Origin of the sequence: Arthrobacter zhaoxinii (genome assembly GCF_024385505.1) — a bacterium.
GTDB classification, from domain to species: Bacteria; Actinomycetota; Actinomycetes; order Actinomycetales; family Micrococcaceae; genus Arthrobacter_B; species Arthrobacter_B zhaoxinii.
In genome coordinates this window covers 738,680-751,845 of the sequence record NZ_JANFLT010000006.1, presented here as the reverse complement: position 1 = coordinate 751,845, position 13,166 = coordinate 738,680, and the positions used below count along the sequence as shown (strand labels likewise).

The window sequence follows — 13,166 nt, the reverse complement described above, 5'->3', positions numbered from 1 at the left end:
CTCAGCGTTCCGGGTGCCCGGCGACGTCGAAGGCCTGCGGCAGCGTGAACGCGCCGGCGTAGAGTGCCTTGCCCACGATGGTGCCCTCGAGGCCGAGCGGAACCAGTTCCCGCAGTGCTGCCAGGTCATCGAGGCTCGAGATGCCGCCGGACGCGACGACGGGACGGTCGGTGCGCTTGAGCACCTCGCGGAGCAGGTCCAGATTGGGTCCGCGGAGCGTGCCGTCCTTCGTGACGTCGGTAACCACGTACCGCGCGCAGCCGGCTTCTTCGAGCCGGGCCAGGACCTCCCAGAGGTCTCCGCCTTCCTGGGTCCAGCCGCGGGCCGCGAGGGTGGTGCCGCGGACGTCGAGGCCGACGGCGATCGCGTGGCCGTAGCGGGCAATGGCGCTGGCGGTCCATCCCGGGTTCTCCAGCGCGGCCGTGCCGAGATTGACCCGGGTGGCACCCAGTTCCAGGGCCTTCTCCAGGGACTCGTCGTCGCGGATGCCGCCGGAGAGTTCCACCTTGATATCCATTGCCTTCACCACGCGGCTGAGCAGGTCTAGATTCGAGCCCCGTCCGAAGGCGGCGTCGAGGTCCACGAGGTGGACCCATTCGGCGCCGTCGTTCTGCCAGGCCAGGGCCGCATCCAGCGGATCGCCGTAGCTGGTCTCGCTGCCCGCTTCGCCCTGCACGAGGCGCACGGCTTGGCCGTCCGCGACATCCACGGCGGGCAGGAGTTCAAGGACGGGGGTTTCGCTGAAGGGCATGTGACGGCTTTCGGTGGTGGGGTCAGGAGAGGTCGAGGGTCAGCAGGTAGGCACCCAGCAGGGCCATTCCGGCCAGGACCCAGAAACTGATAACAATGATTTTGGACATGCCCTGGCTGCGGAAGGACACCGCTCCGCCGATCAGCAGTCCGGCCAGGCCCATAAGGATAACGCTCCACATATCGGTGCCTAGCCCAGGGTCTTGAGCCAGTTGTTCAGCAGCGCCGCACCGGCGTCGCCGGACTTTTCCGGATGGAACTGGGTGGCCGACAGCGCACCGTTCTCCACCGCGGCGATGAACGGTCCGCCGTGGTCCGCCCAGGTGACCTGCGGCGGGCGCATGGCCGGCTGCGTGACATCGAAGTCCCACTTCTGCACACCGTAGCTGTGCACAAAGTAGAACCGCTGGTCCTCGATGCCTTCGAACAGGGCCGAGCCTTCCGGCGGGGTGACGGTGTTCCAGCCCATGTGCGGGACGACGTCGGCGGCAAGGCGCTCGACGACGCCGGGCCACTCCCCCATGCCCGGAGTCCGGACGCCGTGTTCGACGCCTTCGTCAAAGAGGACCTGCAGGCCCACGCAGATGCCCAGGACCGGGCGCCCGCCGGCCACGCGGCGTCCGATCATGCGGATCGCGTCCACGTCCTTTAGTCCCTGCATCACGGCGGCGAATGCTCCGACGCCGGGCACTACGAGCCCGTCGGCGTTCAGCACGTCGTCGGGCTTGGCACTGAGCGTAACGTTCGCGCCGGCGTGCTCCAGGGCACGGACGGCGGAGCGGATGTTGCCCGAACCGTAGTCCAGGACGGTGACGTTGCGGGGACTCACAGTGCTCCCTTCGTGGAGGGGATGCCCTCGACGCGCGGATCGGATTCGATGGCCGCACGCAGGGCGCGGGCGAAGGCCTTGAACTGGGCCTCGACGATGTGGTGCGGATCGCGGCCGCCGAGGACCCGCATGTGCAGGCAGATCTGGGCGTGCAGGGTGATGGCCTCAAACACGTGGCGGGTCAGCGACCCGGTGAAGTGTCCGCCGATCAGGTGGTATTCCTGGCCGGCAGGTTCCCCGGAGTGCACCAGGTACGGCCGCCCGGAAATATCGACCACGGCGTTGGCCAGCGCCTCGTCCAGCGGCACGGTGGCTTCACCGAACCGCCGGATGCCGGCCTTGGTGCCGAGCGCGGTCTTCAGCGCCTCGCCGATGCTGATCGCAATGTCCTCCACGGTGTGGTGGACGTCGATATGCGTGTCGCCGGTGGCCCGCACCGTGAGGTCCATCAGGGAGTGCTTGGCCAGCGCCGTCAGCATGTGGTCATAGAACGGCACCGAGGTGCTGATGTCGGCGCGGCCGGTGCCGTCCAGGTCCAGCTCGACGATGACGGACGATTCGCTGGTAGTCCGCTCTAGGCGGGCGGTGCGTCCGGTGGCGGTCTCCACAGTCATGGGGTTCCTTCACGAAGATCGGGGTCGGGGCAATAGGCAAAGCCCCGGCAGGTCATCAGTTTAGTCCCGAACGCGCCGACTCCCCGAAACCGCCGCCATCGAGGGACATGGAGGGTGCGCGGCCGGCTTCCGGCCTGCGCAGCCCGGAGCGTCCCTTCCTTGGCTGCTCAGGCCGGCAGCAGTTGCCGCAGCGCGTCCAGGAACGCGGTGGTTTCGGCCTCGGTGCCTGCCGTGACGCGCAGATGGCCTTCGATGCCGACGTCCCGGACCAGGACCCCTGCTTCGAGCAGCCCTTTCCACACGGCGCGGGGGTTTTCCAGTCCGCCGAACAGGACGAAGTTGGAATCCGACGGTGCCGGTTCCAGTCCGAGTCCGCGCAGTTCCGCTACGATCCGGTCCCGCTGGCCCTTGATGTCCTCGACGTTGGAGAGCAGCGCGTCGGCATGGGTGAGGGCGGCATTCGCAGTGGCCTGTGTGATTGCCGACAGGTGGTAGGGCAGCCGGACCAGGCGCAGGGCGTCGGCGATCTGGGGTGCCGCCGCGAAGTAGCCGATGCGGGCGCCCGCCAGGGCAAAGGCCTTGGACATGGTGCGGGAGATGATGAGCCGCTCCCGTCCGGGGAGCAGCTGCAGGGCGCTGGGGGTGTCCGCGTGGGAGAACTCCGCGTACGCCTCGTCGACTATAACGACGGCGTTGGAGGCTTCGCCTGCCTCGTAGGCCGCTTCGATGACGTCCAGCCCGAGTGCGGTTCCGGTCGGATTGTTGGGCGTGCAGAGGATCACGATGTTGGGTGCCTGTGCCCGGATCTGCTCCGCAGCCGAGTCCGCGCTGAGGGAGAAGTCGGATTCCCTCGTGCCGGTGACGTAGGTGGTGCCGGTGCCGCTGGAGAGCAGCGGGTACATGGAATACGTGGGAGGAAAGCTCATGGCTGTCCGGCCGGGTCCGCCGAAGGCCTGAAGGATCTGCTGCAGGACCTCATTGGAGCCGTTGCCGGCCCAGATATTCTCCGCCGCCAGTCCGTGCCCAAGATATTTGGCCAGGTTTTCGCGCAGCTGGGTGAATTCGCGGTCCGGATACCGGTTCAGGCCGCCGACTACCGCTTCGATTTCGGCCATGATTGCCCGGCGCACATGCCCGGGCAGTCCATGGGTATTTTCGTTGACGTTCAGCAGGACCGGCACATCCAGCTGCGGAGCGCCGTACGGGGTCAGGCCGCGCAGATCATCGCGCAGGGGAAGTCGGTTCAGGTTTTCCAGCTGTTCGTTCACCACTACAGCTTAGGACCTTCCACCGGGACGGTGCACTGAGGTTGCCCTGAGGGCGGAACCGGTTACCGCGAGACCGGGACGTACAGCTGGCGTCCGGCGGGGACAGTGGTATCGGCCAGGTTGTTGAGTTCCACGATGTCGGCGACGACGGTGCGGGGATCCTGTTCCGGAGCGAATTCGGTGGCCAGCGACCACAGGGAGTCTCCGGCGGAAACACTCACCTGGATGGCGCGGGTCTCTTCGGGGGAGCCTCCGGACGCCATGGCCGGGGCGGTGAAGAACCCGATGAAGGCCAGCAGGGCGGCGGCCGCGAGCATCAGGGGCACGCCCACCAGGACCAGTCTGCCGCGGCGGGTGAGGCGCAGCCGTGCGGATTCACGGGCAGCCGCCTCGGGCGCAACGCTCCGGGCCGGCGTGATGGTGGTAAAGGGAAGTACGTGTACTGACATGTCAATACCTTTCCGGTCCGAAGTGCTGCTGTGCCGGTCCCGGACCTTCCCGCACTAGCACCGGAAAAACACCCTGGATCGAAACTGCATTCGAACATCTGGTTGGCCCGCCGAGGTGTCGGCGGGCCGTACTCGAACGTATGTTCTAAGTTGTACTCGAACATTTCTAGCACTTATCTACGAACATTGTCGAGACTCGCTCGAATATATGTTTGAAAATTCCTTTGCGCTCCCCTAGCGTTGAACCTGTTGGAAGCGGCTGGAACCAACTAACCATCCGCCACTGACAAAACGGTTCGGCGTTTAAACAGTCCGGCGCATAAACAGCGCAGCCGAACCCCGCACGAAAAAGACCTCAGCACGAAGAATCACCGCAGAACACACCTGATATACCGCTAGAACCATCCGGCCCGCGTCCACGGGCCGACTGTGAAGGGAAGCCGACGTGGCCCGTGTTACCAATGGCAGCACCCCCTCCCCTGCCGCGCCCTCGCCGGCTGGCCGCACCAAGGGGCTGACCGCCCGTCAGACCAAGATCCTGGAGACAATTCAGCGTTCGGTGAACGCCAACGGATACCCGCCGTCCATGCGGGAAATCGGTGACATTGTCGGTCTCGCCAGCCTTTCCAGCGTCACCCACCAGCTGAGCCAGCTGGAGAAGCTGGGGTATATCCGCCGGGATCCCAAGCGCCCCCGCGCAATGGAAATCCTCGTCCCGCTCCTGCTCCGTGATGCTCCCGCACGCCGAGGCAACGCCGGTGCGGCAGAGGCAGGCACCACGCCGGCGCCTGCGGAGGCGAACGGCGCCGCTGAGGGAAACAGCAAGACAGCGGCAAAGAGCGTGTCCGACCTCACGACTGCAATTGACACGGCCATGGTTCCGCTGGTCGGACGGATCGCCGCCGGCGGTCCCATCCTCGCGGACCAGCAGGTCGAAGAGATGGTTCCGCTTCCGCGCCAGCTCGTCGGGCACGGCGATCTCTTTATGCTGCGCGTCGCCGGCGACTCCATGGTGGATGCCGCCATCTGCGACGGCGACTGGGTGGTTGTGCGGCGTCAGCCCACCGCCGAAAACGGTGACATTGTTGCCGCCCTGCTCGAGGATGAAGCCACGGTGAAAACCTTCCGGCAGCGCAACGGACACACCTGGCTGCTGCCTCAGAACACCCGCTACGAGCCGATCCTCGGCGACGAAGCCACCATCATGGGCAAGGTCGTATCGGTCATGCGTTCGCTCTAGACGCTCTGGGACAGCCCGTACGAAGCAAACAAAAAGCAGCGCCGCCGGCAACTTCCTGCCGGCGGCGCTGCTTTTTTGTTCCTGCCCTGCCCGGGTTCTTGTCTAGCCCGGCCTGCGGCTACTTCTTCGAGCCCGCCGGTTCGGCCGAGAGCCGTTGCAAGGCCTGGAGCACCACGGAACGGTCGGTGGTTGACCAGAAGGGCGGCAGGGCCGCCCGCAGGAAACTGCCGTAGCGGGCGGTGGCAAGGCGTGAGTCCAGGATGGCCACCACTCCCCTGTCACCGGAGGCGCGGATCAGCCGGCCGGCTCCCTGGGCCAGCCGGACGGCGGCATGGGTGGCGGAGACACTCATGAAGCCGTTTCCGCCGGCCTTCGCGACCGCCCGGGTCCGGGCAGTCATCAGCGGATCGTCGGGACGCGGGAACGGAATCCGGTCAATGATCACCAGCCGGCATGACGCTCCCGGAACGTCCACGCCCTGCCACAGCGACATGGTTCCGAACAGGCAGGTCGCGTCGTCGTCGGCAAACTGCTGGACCAGGGCGGACATGGTGGATTCCCCCTGGCAGAGGATCGGGAAGTCCACCCGTGACCGCAGGGCGTCGGCGGCTTCCTCCGCCGCCCGGCGGGAGGAGAACAACCCCAAAGCACCGCCGCCCGAGGCCTTGATCAGCGCCTCCAGTTCATCCAGCTGCTCTTCAGACGTACCGCGTCCCGGTTTCGGCAGGTCCTTCGCCACGTACAGGACGCCCTGCCGGGGGTAGTCAAAGGGACTTCCGACGTCGGTTCCGGTCCATTTCGGTGCACCGGCGCCCAGCAGTCCCAGGGCTCCGGCGACGGGACCGAATTCCGCGCCGATGGCCAGGGTTGCCGAGGTCAGCACCACGGTATGCCCGTCAAACAGGCCTTCCCGCAGCCGCCCGGCTACGGACAGCGGTGCGACGTTGATGGTGGGCGCGGCATCTTCTTCCGGCGCGGTGTAACCGGCCCCGGGAGAGAAGGTGCTGGCACGCGAGGCCCACAGCACCTCTCCCGAATTCACTGCGTCCAGGATGCGTTCGCACAGTTCCAGGACCGCCATCAGCCGGGAGCGTGCCATCTGGCGGCCGCCGTCAACGGAGTCGGAGCCTTCGGGCTTGGAATCGGACAGGGCAGTACGGCAGGCTTCCCGCACCTGTCCCAGCACCAGTTCCTGGTCTTCGGACAGTCCTGCCGCCAGCAGGCCCGAGGGGACCGGTGCGAACACCAGGTCGAAGGCCCGTCCGGCAGCGGCAAGGGGCTCCATGGTCGCGGACGTGTGCTTGCGTGCGGCGGAAACCGCTGCGGAGATGATGGTCCCTGAGAGCTGCCCGGTGACGGCGCCGGTGACGCGGTCCTGCAGTTCATGGGCCTCGTCGATCACCACCACGTCATAGTCGGGCAGGACCGCCAGGCCTTCGAAGGCGCTGATGGCCAGCATGGCGTGGTTGGTGATCACCAGGTCCGCTTCGGCGGCCTTGGCCCGGGCACGTTCGCTGAAGCACAGCTCGGCAACCGGGCATTTCTGGGCGCCCAGGCACTCCATCGAGGTGACGGAGACCTGGCGCCAGGCCTTGTCGCTGACGCCGGGCAGCAGCTCGTCGCGGTCGCCGGTTTCCGTCTCCTGCGCCCATTCCTGCAGCCGGACGACGTCGCGCCCCAGGGCGGAGCTCGGTCCGGCGGTCGGTGCCGGGTGCGAAACGGCCTGCTCGTCGCCGAGCAGAAACAGCGTCCCGGCTTCGTCTTCTTCCGGGAAGCCGCCGCCTGTCTTGTGCAGGCAGACGTAGTTGCTGCGGCCCTTGAGCAGAGCCACATCAACCTCCCGCGGAAGCTTCGGCTCCAGGGTCTTCAGCAGGCGCGGGAGGTCACGTCCCACAATCTGGGACTGCAGGGCGAGGGTGGCGGTGGAGACCAGTGCAGGCTTGTCGCTCTCCAGGGCATGCGCAATCAGCGGCACCAGGTAGGCCAGGGACTTGCCCGTGCCGGTCCCGGCCTGGACCAGCAGGTGGTCGCCGGACTCGATGGCCTCAGCCACCTGCCGGGCCATCTCATGCTGGCCCGGGCGGTTTTGCCCGCCCATGGCCGAAACCGCTGTATCAAGCAGTTCCAGGACCTGCGCCGGTCCCTGCGTGCCCTTCCTACCCATGGGCCACGAACGGCTCCAGCTCCGCTGCCAGCCCTTCACGGACCTTGACGTGCAGCCGGGTACCGGCCTCGCCGTGCTCCAGGGCCAGGATTTCCGCATCCTCCTGGTGGAGCCGGGAAACAACGTCGCCCCGCTCGTACGGCACCAGCAGCTCCAGATCCACGCCGGGACGCGGAATGCCTTCGGAGATCGCCTGCAGCAGCTCGGGGATGCCTTCACCGGTGCGGGCGGACACCACCACGTGCCGGGACTCGCGCTGACGGAGCCGTTCAAGCACGAATGGATCCGCGGCGTCGGCCTTGTTCAGCACGATGATCTCCGGAACCTTGCGGGCATCAACCTCGCTCAGGACGGTGCGGACGGCCGCAATCTGGCCCTCCGGATCCGGGTGCGAGGCATCAACCACGTGCAGGATGAGATCGGCGTCGGCCACTTCCTCCAGCGTTGACCGGAAGGCTTCAACCAGCTGGGTGGGCAGCGACCGGACGAACCCGACCGTGTCGGCCAGCGTGTAGCCGATGCCGTCTTCGGTCTGGGCCTTGCGGATGGTGGGGTCCAGGGTGGCGAACAGTGCGTTCTCCACCAGCACCCCGGCGTCGGTGAGCCGGTTCAGCAGCGAGGACTTGCCGGCGTTGGTGTAGCCGGCAATGGCTACTGAAGGCACCGAGTTGCGGTGACGGTTGGCCCGCTTGGTTTCGCGTGCCGGCTTCATGCCGGCGATTTCGCGGCGCAGCTTGGCCATCCGGGTGCGGATCTTCCGGCGGTCCAGTTCAATCTTGGTTTCACCGGGGCCGCGCGAGCCCATGCCGGCGCTGGCGCTGCCGACCTGGCCGCCTGCCTGGCGGGACATGGATTCACCCCAGCCGCGCAGGCGCGGCAGCAGGTATTCCAGCTGGGCCAGTTCCACCTGCGCCTTGCCCTCGCGGGACTTTGCATGCTGGGCGAAGATGTCCAGGATCAGTGCGGTCCGGTCAATGACCTTGACCTTGACGATGTCTTCCAGCCCGCGTCGCTGGGACGGGGCCAGCTCACTGTCGACGATGACCGTATCGGCACCGGTGGCCATCACGATCTCTTTGAGTTCCTGCGCCTTGCCGGAGCCCAGGAACGTGCCCGGATCCGGCTTCGGCCGGCGCTGGATGATTCCGTCGAGGACTTCCGATCCTGCGGTTTCCGCCAGTGCGGCGAGTTCCTTCAGTGAGTTTTCGGCGTCGGCTGCGGTGCCTTCGCTCCACAGGCCTGCGAGGACAACCCGCTCCAGCCGCAGCTGGCGGTATTCAACCTCGGTGACGTCCTCGAGTTCGGTGGAGAGGCCTGCGACGCGGCGCAGTGCGCGGCGTTCGGCCAGATCCTGCTGCTCACCGTCGTGGGACGAGTGCTCGGCGTCGCTGTCGGACAGTGCCAGGGCGCGCCCGCGCGGAGAATCACCGGCAGCGGCGGACTTGGTTTCCACAGCGCTGTCCTTGGCGAGGATCCTGTCGATGACCCCTTGGATGTCCGAAGGGCTCAGTTCCGGCGTGGAGCTGTCCGCAGAATCCATGGCGCGGGAGTTGTTGATGGTCATAATCTCCTTAGTGGGACTTGCTTCTATGGTAGGCCAGTGCACCGACAAACTATTAGGTACGCAACCTTCTGCGCAATGGATGCCTGCTCTGCCCACCGTGTTATACAACCCGTCCGGCTGCCCGTAAATTCCTTGTCCTGCCCCTCGACCGACTAATCTGGACTGTTATGGGTTCAGACCACTACTTCTCCTCCACACCGTCCGGACCCGAGGTCCGCAGGCCCCTGCGCGTGAGCCTCAACGGGGCCGAACGGACACTCCAGAGCGCCGGCGGGATCTTCAGCCCGGACGGGATCGACAAGGGCACGGCCGTCCTTCTAGAGGAGGTCCCGGCGCCGCCGGCAACGGGCAACCTTCTGGACATCGGCTGCGGCTGGGGTCCCATCGCGCTGACCCTGGCATTGAAATCCCCTGCCGCGCAGGTCTACGCCGTCGACGTCAATGAGCGCAGCCTCGGGCTGACCAGGGACAACGCAGCTGCACTGGGCTGTGAGAATGTCATCGCCGCCCTGCCCGCGGATGTAGATCCTGAAGTGCGCTTCGACGCCATCTGGTCCAACCCGCCCATCCGGATCGGGAAGGACGAACTGCATGCCCTGCTGCTGCTCTGGCTGCCCCGCCTGGCGCCGGGCGGAACCGCCTGGCTGGTGGTGCAGAAGAACCTGGGTTCGGACTCGCTGCAGCGCTGGCTCACCGAGACCCTGCCCGCCGGGTTCGCGGTTTCCCGCCACAGCACGGCCAAGTCCTTCCGGGTCCTGAAAGTGGAACGCAGCGCCTAAAGCAGGGTTCCGCGTGCCACCAGCACGGCCGGGCCGCTCAGCTCAACATGTTCGCGGCCGTCCGGTCCGGTGAGGAAACGGACGCCGACGACGCCGCCCGGGACCGTCACGGCCCAGTCATCCGGCGCTCCGGCTCCGGCCCAGAACCGGATGGCGACGGCGGCAGCGCAGGCGCCGGTGCCGCAGGAAAGGGTCTCCCCCACTCCGCGCTCGTGTACGCGCATGGTCACCAGCCCCACGCCGTCCTCCACGAGCGGCTCAGCCGGAACCACGAACTCCACGTTGGTTCCGTTTTCCGGCTCGGGCTGCACGGACGGGGCCTGCGTCAGGTTGGTCACGGCGAGTTCGGACAGTTCGGCGAGGGCAACGACGGTGTGCGGGTTGCCCATGCTGACCGACAGGCCGGGGCGGGGCACTTCCAGGCCGTCCGCGTTGACCACGGTGTCCATGGACTTGGCAGCCGCGTGGTCGGGGTAAATGAACTCCCAGGGACCCATGTCCACTGCATAGCCGCCCGCAGTGCGGGTCACGGTCTTGAGTCCGGCCCGGGTGCCGATCGTCAGGCTCCCGCCCTCCGCCAGCTCCGCCAGGCCTTCTTCCAGCAGGAAGTGCACGAAAACGCGCACGCCGTTGCCGCACATTTCCGAGACGCTGCCATCCGAGTTCCGGTAGTCCATGAACCACTGTGCTTCGGGAGCACCTTCCAGCAGCACCCGGCCTTCGGGAACGTGCTCCGACCGGACGGCGCGGATAAAGCCGTCTCCGCCCACGCCGCGGTGCCGGTCGCAGAGCGCGGCCACGTCTGCTGCGGCCAGCTCATGGGCGCCGTTGGGATCGGCCACCAGCACAAAGTCGTTGCCGGTGCCGTGCCCCTTCGCGAAGGGCAGTCCGGCAAGGGAAACGGGCAGGCCGGAGGCGGACAGGGACGCGGCGGAAGCAGCAGAAGTGTTGGTCACCTATCAAGGATACTGGCCGGGAATGCCTGGCGGACGGCCGCCGCGGCCCGGGCGGGAAGATCCGGGTCGTTGTGCTCCAGCCAGGTGATCCGCGGATCGGCCCGGAACCAGGTCAGCTGGCGGCGGGCAAACTGGCGGGTGGCCACCACCGTCGCCTCGGCTGCTTCCGCCACGGAGGACTTTCCGTCCAGGACGGCCAGGAACTGGGCGTAGCCGAGGGCACGGGAGGCGGTCCGTCCGGTCCGCAGCCCCGCGGGCTCCAGCCGCCGGACCTCTTCCAGCAGCCCCTGCTCTACCATGGCATCCACGCGGCGGGCCAGCCGCTCGTGCAGGACCGGCCGCTCCACGCTCAGCCCGATCTGCACGGCAGGTGTGACGTACTGGCGCTCGGGCATAAAGGAACTGAAGCGGCGTCCCGTCAGTTCAATGACTTCCAGTGCCCGCACCACGCGTCGGGCGTCCGAGATCCGTCCGGCGGAGACCGGGTCTGCATCCTGCAGCAGGGCTTGCAGGGCGGGCAGGCCCCGTGCCGCGAGTTCGGCTTCGAGGCGGGCACGGATGGCGGGATCGGTGCCGGGGAATTCCAGGACGTCCAGTGCGGCGCGGACGTACAGGCCGGAGCCGCCCACGAGGATGGGGAACCTGCCCCGTCCGCGGATCTCGTCAACAAGCGTCCGCGCGGAGCTTTGGAACGCGGAGACGCTGGCTTCGTCGGTGACGTCCAGAATGTCCAGCAGGTGGTGCGGCACGCCGCGGCGTTCAGCGACGGTGATTTTCGCGGTGCCGATGTCCATGCCGCGGTAGAACTGCATGGAGTCGGCGTTGATCACCTCGCCGCCCAGTTCCAGCGCCAGGGCGACGCCGAGGTCGGACTTGCCGGAACCGGTGGGTCCGACGACGGCGATTACCGGGGGTTCAGCGGCGGACGGCGCAGGAGTAGTCATGTCAGGCATTGAAAGGTTTCCGTCGACGGTTTGGGTTGGCTTCACCGGGCAGCGGTCAGGAACGCGGCGGCAGTGCGGGCATACCCAGGGACACGCCCGTACGGGCACCCGCGGGTCCGGCGGGCACACCGCAGGATTCGGCCTGCGACCGGTCCCAGGCCTCGCCGGCGCGGGAACGGCGCAGGGAGTAATCTGCCGGACCGGCCGGATCTGAGATCAGGTGGAAGGCGGCGGCGGCCGTGACCGGCACGGTCACGAGGTCGCCCGGGCGGGGTACGGGAGCGCCGTCGGGCACCGAGAAGTGCACCAGCCGTTGGTCCCGTGCACGCCCGGAGAGACGCCCGGTTTCCCCGGATTTCCGGCCCGAGGCCGCGGTGACCATCACTTCGACGGTGGTGCCGACCTGCTTGGCGTTTTCTTCCGCGGCGATGCGGTCCTGCAGCGCGGTGAGGCGTTCGTAGCGTTCCTGCACCACGGCCTTGGGCAGCTGGTCCGCGAGCTCCGCCGCCGGAGTGCCGGGCCGTTTGGAGTACTGGAACGTGAAGGCGGTCGCGAAACGGGCCCGCTCGACGACGTCGAGGGTGGCGGCGAAGTCTTCCTCGGTCTCCCCCGGGAAGCCGACGATGATGTCGGTGGAGATGGCTGCGTGCGGCATCCGTTCCCTCACCCGGTCCAGGATGCCCAGGAACTTCTTCGAGCGGTAGGAGCGGCGCATGTCCTTGAGGACCTTGTCCGAACCGGACTGCAGCGGCATGTGCAGCTGGGGCATCACGTTGGGCGTTTCGGCCATGGCTTCGATGACGTCGTCGGTGAAGGCTGCGGGGTGCGGGCTGGTGAACCGGACCCGTTCCAGGCCCTCGATGTCGCCGCAGGCACGCAGTAGCTTCGCGAACGCGCCGCGGTCGCCGAATTCCACGCCGTAGGAGTTCACGTTCTGGCCCAGCAGGGTTACTTCGATGGCGCCGTCATCCACCAGTGCCCGGATTTCCGCCAGGATCTCCCCCGGGCGCCGGTCGCGTTCCTTGCCGCGCAGCGAGGGGACGATGCAGAAGGTGCAGGTGTTGTTGCAGCCCACGGAGATGGAAACCCAGCCGGAGTACACCGAGTCTCGTTTGGTGGGCAGGGTCGAGGGGAAGACGTCCAGGGATTCGAGGATCTCCAGCTCGGCCTTCGCATTGTGCCGTGCCCGTTCCAGCAGGGCCGGTAGGGAGCCGATGTTGTGGGTGCCGAAGACCGCGTCCACCCAGGGCGCCTTGCGGAGGATGGTGTCACGGTCCTTCTGCGCCAGACAGCCGCCCACGGCGATCTGCATGCCGGGGCGTTTTTCCTTCACCGGGGCCAGCAGTCCGAGGTTGCCGTAGAGCTTGTTATCGGCGTTTTCCCGGACCGCGCACGTATTGAACACCACCAGGTCCGGCTGCCCGCCGTCCGACGGCGTGTAGCCGGCGCCTTCCAACAGCCCGGAAATACGCTCGGAATCATGCACGTTCATCTGGCAGCCGAAGGTGCGGACCTCGTAGGTGCGGGGCTGGGCGGCAGCGGCGGAGGGGGCAGGAGAGGAAGCAGTCAAACTCACACTCCTAGGGTACGTCCATCCGCCGGGCCTGCC

The 13,166-nt window shown here is 67.2% G+C and carries 13 protein-coding genes; 2 read left to right on the top strand and 11 right to left on the bottom strand.

Annotated elements, in window-relative coordinates:
• Position 1: 1 nt before the first annotated feature.
• The 6 genes from priA to NNX37_RS14845 form a co-directional block, all read right to left on the bottom strand.
• Complete coding sequence (priA, locus tag NNX37_RS14870) at positions 2-751, bottom strand: bifunctional 1-(5-phosphoribosyl)-5-((5-phosphoribosylamino)methylideneamino)imidazole-4-carboxamide isomerase/phosphoribosylanthranilate isomerase PriA (RefSeq protein ID WP_255793482.1); 750 nt, start codon at positions 749-751, stop codon at positions 2-4.
• A 22-nt stretch (positions 752-773) separates the two neighbouring features.
• Positions 774-932 (bottom strand): hypothetical protein, encoded by a 159-nt coding sequence (locus NNX37_RS14865; RefSeq protein ID WP_227924525.1) that lies wholly within the window; start codon positions 930-932, stop codon positions 774-776.
• An 8-nt stretch (positions 933-940) separates the two neighbouring features.
• A complete protein-coding gene (gene hisH, locus NNX37_RS14860) occupies positions 941-1,579 on the bottom strand; it encodes an imidazole glycerol phosphate synthase subunit HisH (protein ID WP_255793481.1) in 639 nt (212 codons plus the stop codon).
• Positions 1,576-2,193 (bottom strand): imidazoleglycerol-phosphate dehydratase HisB, encoded by a 618-nt coding sequence (gene hisB, locus NNX37_RS14855; protein ID WP_255793480.1) that lies wholly within the window; start codon positions 2,191-2,193, stop codon positions 1,576-1,578. Before hisB ends, hisH begins: the two co-directional genes overlap by 4 nt.
• Positions 2,194-2,360: 167 nt before the next feature.
• Complete coding sequence (locus NNX37_RS14850; RefSeq protein ID WP_255793479.1) at positions 2,361-3,461, bottom strand: histidinol-phosphate transaminase; 1,101 nt, start codon at positions 3,459-3,461, stop codon at positions 2,361-2,363.
• A 62-nt stretch (positions 3,462-3,523) separates the two neighbouring features.
• The gene (locus NNX37_RS14845; RefSeq protein WP_255793478.1) at positions 3,524-3,910 is read right to left on the bottom strand and encodes a LysM peptidoglycan-binding domain-containing protein; all 387 of its coding nucleotides are present in this window, start codon (positions 3,908-3,910) and stop codon (positions 3,524-3,526) included.
• Between the two features lie 514 nt (positions 3,911-4,424).
• On the opposite strand from NNX37_RS14845, the gene lexA reads away from it, so the two are divergent.
• Complete coding sequence (gene lexA / locus NNX37_RS14840; protein WP_255793564.1) at positions 4,425-5,150, top strand: transcriptional repressor LexA; 726 nt, start codon at positions 4,425-4,427, stop codon at positions 5,148-5,150.
• A 118-nt stretch (positions 5,151-5,268) separates the two neighbouring features.
• Here the strand turns inward: lexA and NNX37_RS14835 are convergent, their stop codons facing one another.
• Positions 5,269-7,314, bottom strand: a complete 2,046-nt coding sequence (locus tag NNX37_RS14835; RefSeq protein WP_255793477.1) for an ATP-dependent DNA helicase — start codon at positions 7,312-7,314, stop codon at positions 5,269-5,271.
• Positions 7,307-8,878: a GTPase HflX gene (gene hflX, locus NNX37_RS14830; RefSeq protein WP_255793476.1), complete on the bottom strand. Its 1,572-nt coding sequence runs from the start codon at positions 8,876-8,878 to the stop codon at positions 7,307-7,309. Before hflX ends, NNX37_RS14835 begins: the two co-directional genes overlap by 8 nt.
• 167 nt (positions 8,879-9,045) lie before the next feature.
• Between hflX and NNX37_RS14825 the strand changes: the two genes are divergently transcribed.
• A complete protein-coding gene (locus NNX37_RS14825; RefSeq protein ID WP_255793475.1) occupies positions 9,046-9,657 on the top strand; it encodes a class I SAM-dependent methyltransferase in 612 nt (203 codons plus the stop codon).
• On the opposite strand, the gene dapF is transcribed toward NNX37_RS14825, so the two are convergent.
• The 3 genes from dapF to miaB are packed head-to-tail and all read right to left on the bottom strand — an operon-like array spanning position 9,654 to position 13,133.
• The gene (dapF, locus tag NNX37_RS14820) at positions 9,654-10,613 is read right to left on the bottom strand and encodes a diaminopimelate epimerase (RefSeq protein WP_255793474.1); all 960 of its coding nucleotides are present in this window, start codon (positions 10,611-10,613) and stop codon (positions 9,654-9,656) included. The two genes, NNX37_RS14825 and dapF, sit on opposite strands and share 4 nt — an antisense overlap.
• Positions 10,610-11,557: a tRNA (adenosine(37)-N6)-dimethylallyltransferase MiaA gene (gene miaA, locus NNX37_RS14815; protein WP_255793473.1), complete on the bottom strand. Its 948-nt coding sequence runs from the start codon at positions 11,555-11,557 to the stop codon at positions 10,610-10,612. The genes dapF and miaA overlap by 4 nt, the downstream gene beginning before the upstream one ends.
• A 55-nt stretch (positions 11,558-11,612) precedes the next feature.
• Entirely contained in the window at positions 11,613-13,133 is a 1,521-nt protein-coding gene (gene miaB, locus NNX37_RS14810; protein ID WP_255793472.1) for a tRNA (N6-isopentenyl adenosine(37)-C2)-methylthiotransferase MiaB, read from the bottom strand.
• Positions 13,134-13,166 lie beyond the last annotated feature (33 nt).

Coding starts and splice junctions, on each gene's coding strand:
- hflX (WP_255793476.1), bottom strand. CDS start 8,878: ATGACCATCAACAACTCCCGCGCCATGGATTCTGCGGACAGCTCCACG.
- miaA (WP_255793473.1), bottom strand. CDS start 11,557: ATGACTACTCCTGCGCCGTCCGCCGCTGAACCCCCGGTAATCGCCGTC.
- NNX37_RS14825 (WP_255793475.1), top strand. CDS start 9,046: ATGGGTTCAGACCACTACTTCTCCTCCACACCGTCCGGACCCGAGGTC.
- NNX37_RS14865 (WP_227924525.1), bottom strand. CDS start 932: ATGTGGAGCGTTATCCTTATGGGCCTGGCCGGACTGCTGATCGGCGGA.
- NNX37_RS14835 (WP_255793477.1), bottom strand. CDS start 7,314: ATGGGTAGGAAGGGCACGCAGGGACCGGCGCAGGTCCTGGAACTGCTT.
- priA (WP_255793482.1), bottom strand. CDS start 751: ATGCCCTTCAGCGAAACCCCCGTCCTTGAACTCCTGCCCGCCGTGGAT.
- NNX37_RS14845 (WP_255793478.1), bottom strand. CDS start 3,910: ATGTCAGTACACGTACTTCCCTTTACCACCATCACGCCGGCCCGGAGC.
- hisB (WP_255793480.1), bottom strand. CDS start 2,193: ATGACTGTGGAGACCGCCACCGGACGCACCGCCCGCCTAGAGCGGACT.